General features: G+C 72.7%; 3 protein-coding genes and 1 pseudogene. 3 read left to right on the forward strand and 1 reads right to left on the reverse strand.

The features are described from left to right. Positions 1–246: 246 nt before the first annotated feature. Positions 247–645, reverse strand: a complete 399-nt coding sequence (locus ABD256_RS12700; RefSeq protein WP_344417118.1) for a hypothetical protein — start codon at positions 643–645, stop codon at positions 247–249. A gap of 539 nt (positions 646–1,184) precedes the next feature. Here ABD256_RS12700 and ABD256_RS12705 point away from each other — a divergent pair. The 3 genes and pseudogenes from ABD256_RS12705 (at position 1,185) to ABD256_RS12715 (ending at position 20,094) form a co-directional block, all read left to right on the forward strand. Beyond that, the gene (locus ABD256_RS12705) at positions 1,185–8,222 is read left to right on the forward strand and encodes a type I polyketide synthase (protein ID WP_344417121.1); all 7,038 of its coding nucleotides are present in this window, start codon (positions 1,185–1,187) and stop codon (positions 8,220–8,222) included. A gap of 40 nt (positions 8,223–8,262) precedes the next feature. Continuing rightward, positions 8,263–18,972: pseudogene (locus ABD256_RS12710) on the forward strand (SDR family NAD(P)-dependent oxidoreductase); the annotation flags it as partial. Positions 18,973–19,053: 81 nt separating this feature from the next. Beyond that, the gene (locus ABD256_RS12715) at positions 19,054–20,094 is read left to right on the forward strand and encodes a ParB N-terminal domain-containing protein (RefSeq protein WP_344417126.1); all 1,041 of its coding nucleotides are present in this window, start codon (positions 19,054–19,056) and stop codon (positions 20,092–20,094) included. Positions 20,095–20,199: the final 105 nt, after the last annotated feature.

Raw genomic sequence — 20,199 nt, forward strand, 5'->3', positions numbered from 1 at the left:
TCTCGCTTCATGCGGACCTCGTCGTCTCGAGCAAAGCGGCCAGGATCGAGAACCGTGCACAACTCTCAATCATGCTTCAACTTCCAACGAAAGGTGTCAACAATCAACGCTGGACAGACCTGGTGCGGCCGCGGAACCGAGACAAGGTCGAGCGTGGTGTGAAGAAATGGGTCAGTCGCGGAAATGTTCGATTGTGTTCGCTTGCGCGGGGCGTCGTCGTGAGGATGTGCGATACCCGCGCTCCGGTCAGTCCGAGAAGCTGCCCGACAGGTTGGCGGTGTTGTTGCTGCCGGGTGAGCCGCTGCCCGCGGTCCGGGTGACCAGCTTCCCGTCCACGGTGGCCGTCGCGGCCACGGTGCCGCCGGTGTGCCGCATGGTCAGCCGGAATTCGTGGGGTTCGGTGCCGTAGGGGGCCTCGACGTCCTTGCGCCAGGGAAGCTTCACCGCCTTCTCTTCGCTGACCTTGCCGTCGAGGGTGAAGGTGAGCGAGAGCGTGGCCGTGCCGGTCACCTCCAGTCGCACGAGGTGCTGCTTCGGCGCCGCGGTGGTCTCCGGCGGCGGCGTGGAGGCGGCTTGCCGCGGTGCTGCTCCGCATGCGGCGAGCAGGCAAGTACACAGCACGGCGGCGACGACTTTGCGGGTCATGGCGGACAGTAGAGCGCGCGCCGCGCGGGACCGGTCCCCGGTACGACGCGGATCGCACCTCACCAGGACCAGGTATTTCGATTGAGGTGACAGCGCCGTGACAGTGCCCCTTGATAGTCATTGCAATGCGGTTTCACTGGGGATGAAGGGTAGCTATCATTGTTATCGCGGTCTGGGGAGGCTGAATCATCGTGGATGTCGGCGCGCTATTCTTCGCCTAGGCCGGGTGTGGCAACACCGGCCGAAACGTAACTTATGCGTTCAACTGATCACCGGCGGCAGTTGAACGCCCGTACTGCACTGGGGTGCTGGTCGACGCCGAGGTAGCCGACGACCCGCTGCGGCCGGGTCCGTTCGTTAAGCGGCTGTTACGGCAGCGGCTTTGCTTCCGATCGTCTCGCTCTCGCTGACGTGGGCCGATGCGATTCACGCGTGCTCTATCCGGCCGTCATTTCTGTGCCGTCCGGGTTCCCGGAATTCACCTTCGGGGCCAAATACGGTCCAGGTTCGCTTTTCGATACGAAACCTATGGGGTTGGCGTGCACACAACATCTTCCTTGCCTGCCGACGGCGCCGAAGCGATCGCGGTGATCGGCGTCTCGGCCGGACTCCTGGACAACCCGTTCCCGTTCGACGTCGGCACCTGGTCCGGTAGCGCACTCGCGTGGATGGCGGTGGAAGACGCTGGTGTAGTGCCGGGACGGCTGGTGGACGGCCGGGTGGCGGTGACCGTGTCCCTGCCCGGTGCCGGCGCGCTGGTGGACGCGGCCGAGCGGGTGCGTACCGGACTCGGGGTGCACGGGACCGCGAAAACGCTTGTGTCCCAGCGATTTCCCGGGCTGAGCTCGATCGCGGTGGCCGCCGCGGAGTTGCGGTCGGGCCGGGCCGACGTCGCGCTGGCGGGGGAGTTCGGCCTGCCGGACGCCCTCGGCGGGTTCCTCGTCCTGAAGCGCCTGCCGGACGCGGTCGACGACGGCGATCTGTGCTACTGCCTCGTCGATGTGGTCCGGGAGGACGAGGCCAGTGCGATGGGCCAGGCGAACCCGTGTGCGCCGTCCGTGCTCGGCCTCGCGGAGCTGTGCGCGGCCTCGCGGCAGGTCGGCGAGCGGAACCCGGTGGTGGTGCCTGCCGACGGCTCGGGGCACGTGCTCGTGATCGCATCCGCACCGGCGGCTCCGGCGCTCGGCGAGCAGCACCGCGACGGTGCCGTCGTGCCCTGGGTGCTCTCCGGCCGGAGCCAGGCCGGGCTGTGCGCACAGGCGGGGCTGGTGCGGGACCGGCTGGGTGAGGTGGACTGGTCGGTATCGGCCGTCGGGCACACCCTCGCCACCACCCGGAGCGAGCTGCCCCACCGCGCGGTGCTTCTCGGTGCGACCGCCGACGAACTGCTGGCACGGCTCTCGCAGCTCGCGGAAGGAGGCCACGGCCCAGGGGTGATCAAGGGAACGGCCGCGGCGCGGAGCGCGGTCTTCGTGTTCCCCGGCCAGGGTTCGCAGTACGCGGGCATGGCGGTCGACCTGTGGAACCGGGAGCCGGTCTTCGCGGCGGAGATGTCGGCTTGCGAGGCCGAACTCTCCCGGCACGCGGACTGGTCGCTGCGCGCGGTGATCGAGGGCGCGGACGGCGCGCCGTCGCTCACCCGGCCGGACATCGTGCAGCCCGCGCTGTTCGCGGTCATGGTGTCGCTGGCCGCGTTGTGGCAGGCGCGCGGCGTGCGACCGGCCGCGGTCGTCGGGCACAGCCTCGGCGAGGTCGCCGCGGCCTACGTCGCGGGCGGGCTGGCGCTCGCCGACGCGATGCGGGTCGTGGTGCTGTGGAGCCGCGCGCAGGCGCTGCTCAGCGGGCAGGGCGACATGGCCTCGGTCTCGTTGCCGGAGGCAGAACTGCGCCCGCTGCTGGAAAAGTGGCGGGGCAGACTGGAGCTGGCCGCGGTCAACGGCCCGAGCTGGGGCGTCGTGTCCGGGGACAGCGACGCCATCACCGAACTGCTCGACGAATGCGCTGCGGCCGGCGTCCGCGCGAAGGCCATCGCGGTGGGGCTCGCCGCGCATTCGCGGCACATCGACCGCATCACCGCCCGGCTGGCCGCCGACCTCGGCGAGATCAGGCCGCGGGTGGCGACGATCCCGCTGTATTCGACGCTGACCGCGAGCCGGGTCGACGCGAGCGTGCTCTCGGCGGGGCACTGGTGCCGGAACCTCCGCAGCACGGTCCGCTTCGACGAGACGATCCGGGTGCTGGCCAAGGCGGGGCACCGCGTCTTCGTGGAGGTGAGCCCGCATCCGACGTTGACCATGGGCGTACGGGAGACCCTCGACGACTGCGGACTGGCGGGCACGGTGCTGGAATCGCTCCGCCGCGACGAGGACGCTTCGGCCCGGTTGCTGACGTCCATGGCCGAGGCCTACGCGGAAGGCGTCCGGGTCGACTTCTCCGGCTTCTTCGACGGCGGCGCGCGAGTGCGTCTTCCCGCCGTCGTCTGGCCGTCGGACGCGGAGCGCGACGAAGAGCGCCCCAACGGGTTCACCGACGCCATCGTCGCCGCCTCGCCAGGCGCGCGGTACGAGCTGGCGTTGTCGCTGGTCGTCGACGAGGTGTCGGGCGTGCTCAAGCGGGCCGACCGGATCGAAACCACCCAGCCGTTCCGCGACCTCGGGTTCGACTCCGTGCTCGCGATGGAGCTTTCGACGCGGCTGCGCGCCGCGACCGGGATCGCCCTGCCGGTGACGCTGGTCTTCGAACACCCCACACCGGAATCGGCGGCGAAGCGGCTGGTCGCGGAGATCTGCGGGGAAGCCTCCGCGGCGGCACCGGAGGCGCAGGCGTTCGGCGGCGGCGATCCGGTCGCGATCGTGGCGCTGAGCTGCCGCCTGCCCGGCGGTGCGGATACCCCGGAACGTCTGTGGCGGTTGATGGCCGACGGCGGCGACGCGGTCACGCCGTTCCCCGAGGACCGCGGCTGGGACCTGGCCGCGACCTACGACCCGGATCCGGCGGTGGCAGGCCGGACGTACGTGCGGGAAGGCGGGTTCCTGCACGACGCGCCCCTGTTCGACGCCGCGTTCTTCGGTATCGGCCCGCGTGAAGCGCTGGCGATGGACCCGCAGCAGCGGCTCCTGCTCGAGACCGGCTGGGAGGCGCTGGAGCGCGCCGGAATCGAGCCTTCGACCCTGCGCGGTTCGCAGACCGGCGTGTTCACCGGCGTCATGACGCAGGACTACGGCCCCCGGATGCACGAAGCCGACCCGGACCTCGAAGGCTACGTGCTGACCGGGACCACCGGGAGCGTCGCTTCGGGACGGCTCGCCTACACGTTCGGTTTCGACGGCCCCGCGGTCACCGTGGACACCGCCTGTTCGTCCTCGCTGGTCGCCGTCCACCTCGCCTGCCAGTCGCTGCGGGCAGGCGAATGCTCGCTGGCGCTGGCCGGTGGCGCGACCGTGATGGCCGAGCCGGGCATCTTCGTGGAGCTGTGCCGCCAGCAGGGGCTCGCGCCCGACGGCAGGGTCAAGGCGTTCGGCGCGGGTGCCGACGGCACGGCATTCGCCGAAGGCGTCGGTCTCGTGGTGCTCGAACGGCTTTCCGACGCCCGCCGCCACGGGCACCCGGTGCTCGCGCTGGTCAGCGGCAGCGCGGTCAACTCCGACGGCGCGTCGAACGGGCTCACCGCGCCGAACGGGACCGCGCAGCGGCGCGTCATCCGCCAGGCGCTGGCCAACGCGGGCCTCGCACCGTCCGATGTGGACGTGGTGGAGGCGCACGGCACGGGCACGCGGCTCGGCGACCCGATCGAGGCGGAAGCACTGCTGGCGACCTACGGCCGCGAGCGCCCGGCGGAACGCCCGCTGCTGCTCGGTTCGGTGAAGTCGAACATCGCGCACACCCAGGCCGCGGCCGGGGTGGCCGGGCTGATCAAGGTCGTGCTGGCACTGGGCAAGGGCGTGGTACCGCGCACCCTGCGCGCGGCGGAACCGACGCACCACGTGGACTGGTCGTCGGGCGCGGTCCGCCTGGTGACCGAACAGACACCGTGGCCGGAGACCGGCCGCCCCCGCCGGGCGGCGGTTTCCTCGTTCGGGATCAGCGGCACCAACTCCCACCTGATCGTCGAGCAGGCGCCGGACCAGTTACCCGATGCTTCCGGCGAGGTCACCGGCGCCGTGCCGTGGGTGTTGTCCGGGAGGACGGAACAGGCACTGCGCGCACAGGCGGGCAGGCTCGCCGAACACCTCCGGGCCGATCCGGGGGCAGGCGCCGCCGACGTGGCGCATTCGCTGCTCACCGCCAGGGCGCTGTTCGACCACCGGGCGGTGTTCGTCGGCTCCGATCGCGATCGGCTGCTGTCCGGGCTGGACGCGTTCGCCGGCGGGGCGGCCGGTGGTGCCGTGCGCGGCGAAGCGGGCCCGCGCGGCCGGACCGTGTTCGTCTTCCCCGGCCAGGGTTCGCAGTGGACCGCCATGGCGGTGGCGCTGCTGGACTCTTCCGCGGTGTTCCGGGAGGAGGTCCTCGCCTGCGTTCGGGCGCTGGAGCCGCATCTCGACTGGTCCCCGCTCGACGTGCTCCGGTGCGCGCCGGGAGCCCCGTCGCTGGACCGGCTCGACGTGGTGCAGCCCGTGCTGTTCACGGTCATGTCGGCGTTGACGGCGATGTGGCGTTCGGCGGGAATCGAGCCGGACGCCGTGGTCGGTACCAGCCAGGGTGAGATCGCGGCGGCGTACGCCTCGGGCGCGCTGGCGCTGTCCGATGCCGCGCGGCTGATCGCCTTGCGCAGCGAGGTGCTCGGGGAACACCTGGTGGGCAAGGGCGCGCTCGCCTCGGTCGCGCTGCCGCTGGAGGCGGCGCGCGCCCGGCTGGCGGCGTGGGGTGGACGGGTGGAGGTGGCCGGGATCACCGCGCCGAGCCTGCTCACGGTGGCTGGCGACGACGAGGCGCTGGACGAGTTCGTGGCCGGGTGCGTGCGGGACGGGATCCGCGCGAAGCGGGTGGCCGCGACCATTCCGACGCACTGCGCGATGGTCGACCCGGTCCGCGCGGACCTGCTCGCGGTGCTCGGCGAGATTCCGGCGAGGGCCACCACGGTGCCGTTCTACTCGACGGTGACGGGAAAGCCGATCGACACCAGCGAGCTGGACACCGGGTACTGGTACCGGAACACCAGGGAGCCGGTGCTGTTCGAACGGGCCACCGAGGCGCTGCTCGGCGACGGGTACACCGTTTTCCTCGAAATGAGCCCGCATCCGGTGATGCTCCTCGCGATCGAACAGATCGCGGCCGCGGCCGGTACCGCGGTGCTGGCCGCGGGGACGCTCCGGCGGGACGACGGCGGCCTCGACCGGATGCTGACCTCGCTGGCCGAGGTGTTCGTCCGCGGGGTGCCGGTGCGATGGGACGTCCCCGCCGCACGCCGCGTCGAACTGCCGACCTATGCCTTCCAGCGCAAGCGGTTCTGGCTGGAGGCGCCGAAGGCCGAAGGGCCCGGGGACGCCTCGGCGGCGGAGTTCTGGACGGCGGTCGGCGCGTCGGACACCGGGGCGCTGTCACTAGCGCTCGAACTCGGTACGGACGAGGAGCGGGACTCCCTGCGCGCGGTGCTGCCGAAGCTCGCCGACTGGTACCGGCGCACCGCGGGTGCGTCCGAAGTGGACGGATGGCGGTACCGGGTGGACTGGGTGCCGATCACCCCGCCGCCGATCGCCGCCGGGGGCCACTGGCTCGTGGTGGTCCCGGACAGCGAGGCGAAGCCGCACCGGGTGGCGGAAAGTGTTCTGGCGCTTCAAGAAGCCGGTGTGACCGCACAGGTGCTTGAGGTTTCGGGCCTGGAGGAGCGTGCGCCCCTCGCGTCGGCGATCGCCAAGGCACTGGACGGTGCCGAGGTCACCGGTGTGCTGTCGCTGCTGGCGCTCGACGACCGGCCGGACCCGGAGCACCCGGTCGTCCCGCGTGGTGCGAGCGCGACGGTGGCGCTGGTGCAGGCACTCGGTGACGCCGGAGTGGGCGCACCGCTGTGGTGCGCGACCGACGGTGCCGCCGGTGGCCCGGTGGTGCGCCCGGAGCAGGCCCTGCTCTGGGGGCTGGGGCCGGTGATCGGGCAGGAGCATCCCGCGCGGTGGGGCGGGCTGGTCGAACTGTCCCGCGCGGACGGCGAACGCGGCCGGAACCAGCTCGTCGCGGCGCTGCTCGGCGAACACGACGAAGACGAACTCGCGCTTTCCGGCGACGGCCTGCTCGCACGGCGGCTCGTGCCGGCGCCGGTGGGTGGCCTGGCGCCCCGGCGTGCCTGGCGGCCGTCTGGTACCGCGCTGATCACCGGCGGGACCGGCGCGCTCGGCGCCAACGTCGCGCGCTGGCTGGCGCGAACCGGCGTCGACCGGCTCGTGCTCACCAGCCGCAGCGGCCCCGCCGCGCCCGGTGCGGCCGATCTCGTGCGGGAACTCACCGAACTCGGGGCCGAGGTCAGCGTGGTGGCCTGCGACGCCGCCGATCGCGCGCAGCTCGCCGCGGTGCTCGACGCCGTACCCGCCGACTGTCCACTCACGACGGTCGTGCACACCGCGGCGGTGCTGGACGACGGGCTGATCGACACGCTGAACGTCAAGCAGATGGAGCAGGTGCTGCGGGTCAAGGCCGAGGCGGCGAAGAACCTCCACGAGCTCACCGAGGGCCTGCCACTGGAGAACTTCGTGCTGTTTTCCTCGGTGGCGGGGACGTTCGGCAGTTCGGGGCACGGCAACTACGCGCCGGGGAACGCGTTCCTGGACGCGCTCGCGCGGCAGCGCAGGCAGTCCGGGCTTCCCGGGATCTCCATCGCGTGGGGGCACTGGGCCGGGCACGGGCTCGGTGACGAGACCGTGGAGCAGCGGTTGCACCGCCGTGGCCTGCCGTCGATGGCCCCGGAGGCGGCACTGGTGGCGCTGCAGCGGGCGCTGGAGAACGAGGACCCGTTCGTGGTGATCGCGGACGTCGACTGGGCGCGGTTCGCGGCCTCGCGCACCGGCAGCGGCCTCGGGTCGCTGCTCACCGGCCTTCCCGGCGTGCGGCCGGGTACGGCCGAGGACGACGACGCGGAGAACGGCCCGTCGTTCCGTGACCGGATGGCCGGGCTCCCGCCTGCCGAACGCGAGGAAGCGGCGCTGGCGATGGTCCGGGCGCAGGTCGCCGACGTGCTCGGCTACGAAGACGTGGCCGAGGTGAGCCGGGTGCGCGCGTTCCGCGAGCTGGGGTTCGACTCGCTGGCCGCGGTCGAACTGCGCAACCGGCTCGGCGCGGTCGTGGACCGCACGCTGCCCGCGACCGTGGTGTTCGACCACCCCACACCGGTGGCACTGGCGAAGTGGCTGCTCGGCGAGCTCGCGATCGAACCACCCGGCGCGAAGGCGCTGCTCGGCGAGCTGGACCGGCTGGCCGCGAGTCTGTCCGATGTGGACCTGGCGGCGGAGGAGCGGGACCGGTTGCTGGGACGGCTGCGCACGATGACCGCGGCCGCCGGAGCAGGCACCGGTGGTGCCGTCGAGGGGCTGGACGGCGCGACCGACGACGAACTGTTCGACCTCGTCGACAACGACCTCGGCGTTTCCTGAAGACCGGCAGTGGAGAGAGGGACGGCACCGGGTGGCGACTGAAGACAGACTCCGCGAGTACCTCAAGCGCGTCATCGGCGACCTCGGCCAGACGCGCGCGCGACTGGCGGAGGTCGAGTCGGCGGCGCGGGAGCCGATCGCGATCGTCTCGATGGGATGCCGGTTCCCCGGCGGCGTCCGTTCGGCCGGGGACCTGTGGCGACTGGTGGCGGACGGCCGGGACGCGATCGGCGGGTTGCCCGCTGACCGGGGCTGGGATCTCGCCGGTCTGCTCGACCCCTCCGGCGAGCGCGCGGGCACCACCGCCGTCGCGCAGGGCGGGTTCCTCGACGGCGCGACCGAGTTCGACGCCGGGTTCTTCGAGGTCAGCCCCCGGGAGGCGACCGCGATGGACCCGCAGCAGCGCCTGCTGCTCGAGGTGTCGTGGGAGACGGTCGAACGCGCGCTGATCGACCCGCACCGCCTGCGGGGCAGCCGGACCGGGGTGTTCGCGGGCACCAACGGCCAGGACTACGCGCTGATGACGGACGCGACGGAGGACGTCGCCGGGCACCTCACCACCGGTGTGCCCCCGAGTGTCCTTTCCGGACGGATCGCCTACCACCTCGGGCTGGAGGGACCCGCGCTCAGCGTGGACACGGCGTGTTCGGCGTCGCTGGTGGCCCTGCACCTCGCCGCGCAGTCCCTGCGGCAGGGCGAATGCGACCTCGCGCTCGCCGGCGGGGTCACGGTGATGTCGAGACCGGGGCTGTTCACCGAATTCAGCCGGCAGGGCGGGCTCGCCGCCGACGGGCGGTGCAAGGCCTTCTCCGAACTCGCCGACGGCACCGCGCTGGCCGAAGGCGCCGGAATGCTGCTGCTGGAACGCCTGTCCGACGCGGTGCGCAACGAGCACCCGGTGCTGGCGGTGGTCCGGGGTTCCGCGGTGAACTCCGACGGCGCCAGCAACGGGCTGAGCGCGCCGAGCGGTCCGGCGCAGGAGCGGGTGATCCGCCGCGCGCTGGCACAGGCCGATCTCGCGCCGCACGACATCGACGCGGTGGAGGCGCACGGGACCGGCACCGCGCTCGGGGACCCGATCGAGGCCGGTGCGCTGCGGGCGGTGCACGGCGGCCGCGCGAGCCGTCCACTGTGGATCGGTTCGGTGAAGTCGAACCTCGGGCACACCCAGGCGGCGGCCGGGGTGGCCGGGGTGATCAAGATGGTGCAGGCGATGCGGCACGGTGTGCTGCCGCGCACATTGCACGCCGACCGGCCCTCGACGCGGGTGGACTGGTCGGACGGCGGCCTCCGCCTGCTCGGCGAGGAGCAGCCGTGGCCGGAAGCCGAGGGCAGACCCCGGCGCGCCGGGGTCTCCTCGTTCGGGATCAGCGGCACCAACGCGCACGTCGTCATCGAACAGTACGAGGCGGCAGCCGTTGTGCCAGCGCCAGCGACGACGTCTTCACCGCTGTCCCTGCCGGTCTCGGCGAAGGACGACGCGGCGCTGCGGGCACAGGCGGCGACGTTACTGTCCTATTTGGACGAGAATCCGGACGCCGCGCTGGCGGACATCGGCTATTCGCTCGCGGTGACCCGGCCCGCGTTCGCCCGCCGGGCCGTGATCACCGCGTCGGATCGGGCGGAGTTCGCGGCCGGTCTCACCGCGCTCGGGTCCGGTGCCGCGACCCCGGCGGTGACCACCGGCGAAGCCGGGGAAGGCGAACTGGCCTTTCTGTTCCCCGGACAGGGCGCGCAGCGGCCGGGCATGGGCGAGGAGCTGTACCGGGCGTTCCCGGCCTTCGCCGTCGCGTTCGACGAGATCGCCCGCTGCGTTGACGAACACCTCGACAAGCCGCTCCGTTCCGTGCTGTGGGGCGAAAACCGCGACCTGCTCGACCTCACCGCGTACGCGCAGCCAGGGCTGTTCGCACTGGAAGTGTCGTTGTCCCGGCTGCTGGAGTCCTGGGGAGCCCGGCCGGCCCGGCTGCTGGGCCATTCCGTCGGCGAGGTGGCCGCGACCGCCGTCGCGGGAGTGCTGTCGCTGCCCGACGCGTGCCGCCTGGTCGTGACCAGGGGACGGCTCATGCAGGCGCTGCCCACCGGAGCCCCGGCCATGTGCTCGATCCGGGCGAGCGCGGCGGAGGTCACGCCGCTGCTGGGGGAGGGTGTGTCGCTGGCCGCGGTCAACGGCCCGGCCTCGGTGGTGGTCTCCGGCGACGAAAGCGCCGTGCTGGACGTCGAGCGTCATTTCCGCGCGCTGGGCAGGGACACGAAACGCCTGCGCGTGAGCCACGCGTTCCATTCGGCGCGGATGGACCCGATGCTGGACGAATTCCGCGAAGTCGTCGAGTCGCTGTCGTTCCACTCGCCGCAGATCCCGATCGTCTCGACGGTCACCGGCGTCCCGGTGACCGCGGACGAACTGGGAACCGCGGATTACTGGGTGCGCCAGGTGCGGCAGCCGGTCCTGTTCGCCGACGGCGTGCGGACGCTGGCCGCGGGCGGGGTCACCACGATGCTGGAGGTGGGGCCGGGGGTGGCGCTGACCGCCGCGGCCACCGAATGCCTCGACGACGACCGCGTACTGGTTCCGGCGCTGCGCCGGGGTATCCCGGAGCCCGGTTCCGCGCTGGCCGCGTTCGGCGCGCTGCAGACCGCTGGCACGGATGTCGACTGGGAGGCCAGGTACGCGGGTACCGGTGCCCGCCGGATTTCGTTGCCGACCTACCCGTTCCAGCGCCGCCGCTACTGGCTGGAGCGCCCGGCGAAGGCTGCGGCGGACCGCGGCGACGAATGGACCTACCGGACCGGATGGCAGCCCTGTGGCGAGGAATTCGCGCCGGAGGAGCCGGGCAGGTGGCTCGTGGTGTCGTCCGGAGCCGGCGGCGGGTGGGCCGAAGCATGCGGATCGGCGCTGCGCGAGGCCGGTGCCGAGGTCGTGACGCTGGATCTGGCCGGTGTCGAAGCGGTTCGGCGCGAAGTGACCGCTGTCGCCGTTTCCGGCCTGCGCGGGGTCGTTTCGCTGCTGGGCATGGACGACCGGACGGAGCGTTCGGTGCCGGTCGCGCTCGCCTCGACCACGGAACTGATCGGCGCGCTGGCCGGGCTGGATCGCGATCCGGCGCTGTGGCTGATGACCAGCCGAGCCGTCGCGACGGGGGCCGACGAGGTCACCACCGCCCCCAGCGCCGCGGTATGGGGTCTGGGGCAGGTCGCCAGGCTGGAATGCCCCGGGATCTGGGGTGGTCTCGTCGATGTGCCCGCGGCGGCGGACGGGTCCGCGGCGGCGGCACTCGCGCGCGTCCTGCTGGCCGCGCCGGTGGAGGATCAGCTCGCGATCCGGCCGTCCGGGGTGTTCGTACCCCGGCTGGCGCGCGTGGCGCTGACCCCCGGCCGCGCTTGGCGGCCGGGCGGCACGGTGCTGATCACCGGTGGTACCGGTGCGCTCGGCGGGCATGTCGCGCGGTGGGCTGCTTCCGCCGGTGCCGGCCACGTCGTGCTGCTCGGCAGGCGAGGGCGTGCCGCGGACGGCGCCGAAGCGCTCGAAGCGGAGCTGACCGGACTCGGCACGCGAGTCAGCTTCGCCGCCTGCGATGCCGGTGACCGCGACGCACTCGCCGGAGTCCTGTCCTGGGCCGGTGCGGACCATCCGCTCACCGCGATCGTGCACACCGCGGGTGTCCTCGCCGACGGCGCGCTCGCCACCATGACGGTGGATCGGCTCGCCGAGGTGTGGCGCGCGAAGGTCACCGCGGCGGAACACCTGCACGACCTGACGCGGGACCTGGACCTCGACGCCTTCGTCCTGTTCTCCTCCGCGGCCGGTGTCTTCGGCAACGCCGGGCAGGCGAACTACGCGGCGGCCAACGCGGCGCTCGACGCGCTCGCCTCGGAACGCCGCCGGCTCGGCCTGCCCGCGACCGCGATCGCTTGGGGCGCTTGGGAAGGCGCGGGCATGGCGGCGGGGGAAACCGGCGTGCGAGCGGCCAGGACCGGGTACCGGCCGATGCCGGCGAAGACCGCGGTCGAGGTGCTGCGGCGCGCGGCAGGGCACGGTGAGCCGAACCTGGTCGTCGCCGATGTGGACTGGGCCCGGTTCGCGGCGGCGTACCCCGTCTCGGGTGGCTTCCGGCTCGCCCAGCGGTTCACCGAGACGACGGCGGATCGACCGGTACCGCCGGTGCGCCGCGGCGCCGAGCTGGTGGACCACGTGCGCCGCACGGTGGCGGGCGTACTCGGCCACGACCCGGCACACCCGGTGCCGTCCGACCGGCCGTTCAAGGAACTCGGCTTCGATTCGCTGACCGCGGTGGAACTGCGGAACCGGCTCACCGGCACCACCGGCGTGCGGTTGCCGGTGACCGCGGTGTTCGACCACCCCACCGTTTCCGCGCTCGCGCGCTGGCTCGACGCGGAGCTGTCCGGCGACAGCGAACCGGTGAGTCACGCGGTGGCGAGCGCATCCGCCGACGACGAGCCGATCGCGATCATCGCGATGCAGTGCCGGTTCCCCGGCGGTGTCGAATCCCCGGAGGACCTCTGGGACCTCGTGGCGGCTGACGGTGACGCGCTGACCGCGCCCCCGTCCGATCGCGGCTGGGCCGACGGCGCCACCGGCGGCCTGCCGGGCGGATTCCTCGGCGGCGCAACCGGTTTCGACGCGGCCTTCTTCGAGATCAGCCCGCGCGAGGCACTGGAGATGGACCCGCAGCAGCGGCTGCTGCTGGAAGGCGGGTGGGAGCTGGTGGAGCGCGCCGGGATCGATCCCCGCGCGCTGGCCGGCAGCCGGTCCGGGGTGTTCATCGGGACGAACGGCCAGGACTACGCGACCCTGCTGCCCGAACCCGGAGCGGGCGACGGGCACCAGGGCATCGGGAACGCGGCCAGTGTGCTTTCCGGCAGGCTGGCCTACGCGCTGGGCACCGAGGGACCGTCGATCACCGTCGACACCGCGTGTTCGTCCTCGCTGGTGGCGCTGCACTGGGCCGCGACCGCGCTGCGGGACCGGGACTGCGATCTCGCCATCGCCGGTGGGGTCACGGTGATGTCGACGCCCAGCGCGTTCGCGGAGTTCGCCAGACAGGGCGGGCTGGCCTCCGACGGGCGGTGCAAGGCGTTCGCGGCCGCCGCCGACGGCACCGGCTGGGGCGAGGGGATCGGGCTGGTCCTGCTGGCTCGGTTGTCGGACGCCCGCCGGGCCGGCCACCCGATACTCGCCGTGCTCAAGGGGTCCGCGGTCAACTCCGACGGGGCCTCGAACGGCCTGACCGCGCCGAACGGCCCGGCGCAGCAGCGGGTGATCGGCGCGGCGCTGGCGAACGCCGGGCTGCGGCCGTCCGATGTGGACCTCGTGGAGGCGCACGGCACGGGCACCGCGCTCGGCGACCCCATCGAGGCGCGGGCGCTGCTCGCCGCCTACGGCAGGGACCGCGACCGGCCGCTGTGGCTCGGCTCGGTGAAGTCGAACCTCGGGCACACCCAGGCCGCCGCCGGGGTGGCCGGGCTGATCAAGGTCGTGCAGGCGATGCGGCACGCGGTGTTGCCGTCCACGCTGCACGTCGACGCGCCGTCCCCGCACGTCGACTGGTCGTCAGGACGGGTCGAACTGCTCACCGAGGCGCGGGCGTGGACTCGTGACTCCGGTCCCCGGCGCGCCGGTGTCTCGTCGTTCGGGATCAGCGGCACCAACGCCCACGTGCTGGTGGAAGAAGCCACTCCGGAAGGGAACGCCGCCGAGCGGGCCCTCGAAGCCACACGGCCCCTGCTGGCGTGGCCGGTTTCCGCGCGCGACGAATCCGCGCTGCGCGCACAGGCCGGCCGTCTCCTGTCGCATGTGGACGGTGAAGCGGGACCTTCGGCGGTCGACGTGGCGCACACGCTCGGCGTGGCCAGGACGAGGTTCGACCACCGCGCGGTGGTACTGGGCGCCGACCGTGCGGAACTCCGCGCGGGCCTGGAAGCGCTGGCCAGGGGCGAGGACGCGCCCGGGCTCGTGCTGGACGTCGCGACCGAGGGCGGGCTCGCGTTCCTGTTCTCCGGTCAGGGCACCCAGCGGTTCGGCATGGGCAAGGAGCTGGCGGCGGCGATCCCGGAGTTCGCGGCCGCGCTCGACGAGGTCTGCGCCGAGCTGGACCGGCATCTCGAACGGCCGGTGCGGGAGGTCATCTGGGGCGGGGACCCGGCAGCCGTCGACGAGACGGCCGTGGCCCAGCCGGGAATCTTCGCGGTCGAGGTGGCGCTCGCCAGGCTGCTGCGCGGGTGGGGCGTGGTGCCGGACGCGGTGCTGGGCCATTCGATCGGCGAGCTCGCCGCGGCCGAGGTGGCCGGGGTGCTCTCGCTCGCGGACGCGGCGAAGCTGGTCGCCGCGCGCGGCAGGCTGATGGGTGCCCTGCCGCCGGGCGGCGCGATGGTGTCCGTCCGGGCCGCCGAAGCCGAGGTCGTCCCGCTGCTGGACGACAGCGTCTCACTCGCCGCGATCAACGGGCCGGACTCGGTGGTGGTCTCCGGACCCGGGGCCGCGGTCGACGCGCTCGCCGAGCGGATGAGCGGACTGGGGTACCGGGTGAAACGGCTCCGCGTCAGCCATGCCTTCCACTCGTCGCTGATGGAGCCGATGCTCGCGGAGTTCCGCGCGGTGGCGGAAACGGTGACCTACCACCCGCCGCGGATCCCGCTGGTGTCGAACGTGACCGGCCGCATCGCCGACACGGCTGAGCTGATCACCCCGGACTACTGGGTGACCCACGTCCGTGCCGCGGTCCGGTTCCACGACGGGTTGGGTGCGCTTGACGGCCTCGGGGTGACCAGGTTCCTCGAAATCGGACCCGACGCCGCGTTGACCGGTCTCACCGGTGACCGGCCGCGGACGCCGGTGCCCGCCCTGCGTCGTGACCGGCCGGAGCCGAAGACGCTGCTAGCCGCGGTCGCCACCCTGTTCGCCGCCGGCACCGCGCCGGACTGGGCGGCCGTGTTCCCCGGTGGCCGCCGGGTGAGCCTGCCGACCTACGCCTTCCAGCGGCAGCGGTACTGGCCGCGCCGGCAGCCGCCGACCGGGCACGACGCGGCCGGCCACCCACTGCTCGGCTCGGTCGCGCCGCTGGCCGTCGACGACAGCGTGCTGTTCACCGGCACGCTTTCCCGCGACACGGTGGATTGGCTGCCGGAGCACGAGATCGACGGCGCCGTGGTAGTGCCGGCGACGGCGTTGCTGGACATGGCGATCAGGGCCGCCGACGAAGCGGGCTGCGATCACATCGACGAGCTGACCATGCAGGCACCGCTGGTGCTGCCGGCTTCGGGCGCGCGCTCCGTGCAGGTGTTCGTCGCCGCGCCCGAGGCCACCGGCGCACGGGCGATCACGGTGCACTCCCGGGCGGACACCGGTGGCGAGGACCGGAACTGGACCCGGCACGCGGTGGGCACGGTGTCCGTCGCGGCGGGGCCCGCACCGGTCGCCGAACCGTCCGCCTGGCCGCCCGCGGGTGCCGGACCGGTCGACCTGGACGGGCTCTACGGAAGGTTCAGGAACGCCGGATTCGCCTACGGCCCGGCGTTCCAGGGGCTCCGCTCGGTGTGGCGGCGCGGGGAGGAGATCTTCGCCGAGGTCGGGCTGCCCGAGCACGTGCGCGCCGAGTCCGACCGGTACGGAATTCACCCCGCGCTGCTCGACGCCGCCCTGCACGCGCTGGGCGCGGCCGACGAGGAGCGCGGCGTGCCGTTCTCCTGGCGTGGCGTGACCCTGCACGCGGGCGGTGCGGCGGCGCTGCGCATCCGGTTCGGCCCGGCGGGGAAGGCGGGCAAGACGCTCGTCGTGACCGACGCGACGGGTGGCCCGGTCGCCGAGGTCGAGGAACTCGACGTCCGATGGCGAACCGCCCCGGCCGCGGCAGGCGATTCGCTGTTCCGGCTCGACTGGCGGGAGGTCCGCCCGCCGGACGACCTGCCGGAGCGGGTGGCGGTGCTCGGCGAGGACACCGGGGCGGTGGCCGCGGCGCTCGGCGCGGCGGGAATCGGTGTCTCCCGCTACCCGGATTCCTTGGCACTGCGTGCCTCCCTGGTGCCGGGAACGCCCCCGCCGCCGGTCGCGGTCCTGTGCCTGCCGGTCGCGACCGGCGGCAAGGGGGAACGAGCCCGGACGCACACCGCGCACGTCCTCGCCGCCGTCCAGGACTGGCTGGCGGACGAGCGGTTCGGCGCGGTGAAGCTCGTCGTCCTCACGGCGGGCGCGGTCGCCACGGAAACCAGTGCGGAACTCACCGATCCGGGGCAGGCGCCGGTCTGGGGGCTCGTCCGATCCGCCCAGTCGGAGCAGCCCGGCCGCGTCGCGCTGCTGGACGTCGACGCGCACGCCGGTTCCTGGAGAGTGCTCGGTGCCCTGCTCGCGAGCGATGAGCCGCAGCTCGCGGTGCGAGCCGGTACCGGATACGCGCCCGCGCTCGGCAGGTCGGACGGGCCGGACCAGCTCGCCGTCCCGGTGGGTTCTCCGGCATGGCGGCTCGATGCCGAAGCCAAGGGCACTCTCGACGGTCTCCGGTTGACCGCGTGCGTCGAAGAACCACTGGCGGCGGGGCAGGTCCGGATCGAGGTCAGGGCCGCGGGGGTCAACTTCCGGGACGTGCTCAACACCTTGGGCATGTACCCGGGTGAGGCGGGCCTGCTCGGCGGTGAAGCGGCGGGCGTGGTCACCGAGGTCGGTGCGGGCGTCTCCGGGCTGGCTGCGGGGGATCGGGTGTTCGGCCTGGTATCCGGTGCGTTCGCCACGAGCGCGGTCGCCGACCAGCGCGTGCTCGCCGTGGTACCGGACGGCTGGTCTTTCACCGAGGCGGCGACCGTGCCGATCGCCTTCCTGACCGCGTACTACGCGCTCGTCGATCTCGCCGGGCTCCGGCGCGGTGAGTCGCTTCTGGTGCACGCCGCGGCCGGTGGGGTCGGCATGGCAGCGGTCCAGCTCGCCGGCTGCCTTGGCGCGGAGGTCTTCGGCACCGCGAGCCCGGTGAAGTGGGATGTGCTGCGGGACAACGGAATCCGCGAAGACCGCATCGCATCGTCGAGGACGCTCGAATTCGCGGAGCGGTTCTCCACCGGCGTTGACGTCGTGCTGAACTCCCTCTCGGGCGACTTCGTCGACGCGTCGGCACGGCTGCTCCGCGGCGGCGGGCGATTCCTGGAGATGGGCAAGACCGACATCAGGGAACCGGATTCGTTCGGCGAAACCGAATACCGGGCGTTCGATCTCATCGAGGCGGGACCGGACCGGATCCGGCAGATGCTCGCCGAGCTTCTCGCGTTGTTCCGCGCCGGCGATCTCCGGCCGCTGCCGATCACCGTGTGGGACATCCGGCGCGCTCCCGCGGCCTTCCGGTTCGTCAGCCAGGCGCGCCACGTCGGCAAGGTCGCGCTGACCGTGCCGCGCACCGTGGATCCCGAGGGGATCACGGTGCTCACCGGGGGCACCGGCACCCTCGGCAGCGCCGTGGCGAGGCACCTGGTGGAGGTGCGCGGCCGTCGGCGGCTGCTCCTGCTGAGCCGGGGCGGCGCGGCGGCGGAAGGCGCGGGCGAACTGGTCGCCGAGCTGACCGCGCTGGGCGCCGAAACCGACGTCGTCGCCTGCGACGTGGCCGATCGCGCCGCGCTGGCGGGGGTGCTGGCCGCGCGGAAGGACCGGCCGATCACCTCGGTCTTCCACCTCGCCGGGGTGGCCGACGACGGGGTGTTCGCCGCGCTTTCCCCGGCACGGCTGGAAGAAGTCTTCCTGGCGAAGGGGGACGCCGCGGTGAACCTGCACGAACTCACCGCCGGTGACGACGTGGCCGAGTTCGTGCTGTTCTCCTCGGCCTCCGGGGTCTTCGGCGGTGCGGGCCAGGCGAACTACGCGGCGGCGAACGTGTTCCTCGACGCGCTGGCGCAGCACCGGCACGCACTCGGTATGCCCGCGTCGTCGCTGGCGTGGGGGCTGTGGGCGGCGCGGAGCCGGATCAGCGGCGAACTGGGGGAGTCGGATCTGCGGAGGCTGGCGAAGCAGGCGTTCCTGCCGCTGGACACCGAGGAGGCGCTGCGCCTGCTGGACACCGCGACCGGGCGGGGCGACCCGGCGCTGGTGCCGATCCGGCTGGACCGGGCCGCGCTGTCGGCTCGGCGGGACGCGGGGGAGGAGGTGCCGGCGGTACTGCGGAACCTCGCCACCGGGCGGGTCCGGCGGCCGGACGCGGCGCGACGAGGGGCGGTGCCGCCGAACCTGGCCGAACGCCTCGCGCCGCTGTCGGCGAGCGACCGGCACCACCTGGTGCTGGAACTGGTGCGCACGAAGGCGGCCGGGGTGCTGGGGCACGCCGGTACCGACGGGATTGGCGTCGACCGGGCCTTCAAGGAACTCGGCTTCGATTCGCTCACCGCCGTGGAACTCCGGAACGCGCTGAACGCCGCCACCGGGCTCCGGCTGCCCGCGACCGTCGTCTTCGACCACGCGTCGCCGGAACGGCTGGCCGGATACCTGCTCGACGAAGTGGCGCTCGAGTTCGGAGTCACCGAAGCCGGGCCGCTCGCCGAACTGGCGCGGATCGAGGCCGCGCTCGGTGAGATCGCGGTGAGCGAGGAGAACCGGGTGCTCGCCGCCGTGCGCCTCCGGGCCATTCTGGCTTCGTGGGAGACGGGGACCGAAGACGAGCCGGATCTCGGCGCGAAGACGAACGACGAGTTGTTCGAACTCATCGATCGGGACCTGGGGGTTTGTGACGATCGTCGCGAAAAACGTACGACTGACCGGCGTTGAACGTCTTCGCCATTCTTCGTACGCTGTCCTCGGCACTCTGCATCTGTTGCCTGATATCAATTTTCTGGGGAAGAACGGGCAGTGACTGAGTCAAACGAATTTCGGCTGATGCCGTCGGACCCGCACAGCGGTCTCAGCTCCGAAAGCTGGGACGAGGCGCGGTCTCGGGCGCGGGGGAGCGGCACGACCTCGGTCCTGCTCGGCAGGCTGCTCTCCGCCGACTCGCCTCGGCTGTCCGGGGAAAACCCCGCGCATACGAGGATGCTCGCCACGAGCGGTGCGCTGATGCCGCCGATCGTGGTGCATCGCCAGACCATGCGGGTGATCGACGGAACGCACCGGCTCGCCGCGGCGAAGCTGCGTGGCGAGGAGTGGATCGAGGTCCAGTTCTTCGACGGCACACCGGAGGAAGCCTTCCTGGTCGCCGTCGAGACCAATACCGAACGCGGCCTGCCCCTGTCGATCGCCGAGCGCGAGACCGCGGCGATGCGGGTGCTCGCGTCCTTCCCGCAGTGGTCGGACCGTGCGATCGCGGCGAAGACGGGGCTCGCGGCCCGGACCGTGAAGCGGATCAGGGACAGCACTACCACGAAGGACCAGCAAACGGACGCCCGGATCGGCAGGGACGGCAGGGTCCGGCCGCTCAACAGCGTCGAGGGCAGGCTCCGGGCGAGCGCGGTGATCTCGTCGCGCCCCGAGGCGTCGCTGCGCGCCGTGGCGAAGGAGGCCGGGATATCGGTGGCCACGGCGCACGACGTGCGGCGGCGCGTCCAGCGCGGTGAGAGCCCGATCCCGGACGGGCTCGCTCCGGCGGATGCGGGCGAGCCGATCCCGCGCCCGGCCCGGCCGCTGCCCACCAGGGAGGCCGACCCGGTGGGTGCCGGTCTCGACCAGCTGTGGGAAAAGATTTCGAAGGATCCGGCACTGCGGTTCTCCGATTCCGGGCGCGCGTTGCTGCGCTGGCTCAGCTTCCACGCGATCACCACCGCCGAGCTGGAGCGGCTCATGGAATCGGTGCCGGACTACGGAACGGGTGCGGTCGCGCTGCTGGCGACGCAGTGCGCGGACACCTGGCGGCAATTCGCCGAAAAGCTCGCGGAACGGGACAGGGCGAGCGCCTGACCGGCCACAGAATTTAATTCGCGTTTTGCCCGGGTCTTTTTCCGGCCGGTTCACTGAAAGGGTTTCGGGGGCGTAGTGCGTCGGCACCTCGACCAGGGGAATGGG

The organism is Amycolatopsis minnesotensis (assembly GCF_039529815.1).
Lineage (GTDB): Bacteria > Actinomycetota > Actinomycetes > Mycobacteriales > Pseudonocardiaceae > Amycolatopsis > Amycolatopsis minnesotensis.

Coding starts and splice junctions, on each gene's coding strand:
- ABD256_RS12700 (WP_344417118.1), bottom strand. CDS start 645: ATGACCCGCAAAGTCGTCGCCGCCGTGCTGTGTACTTGCCTGCTCGCC.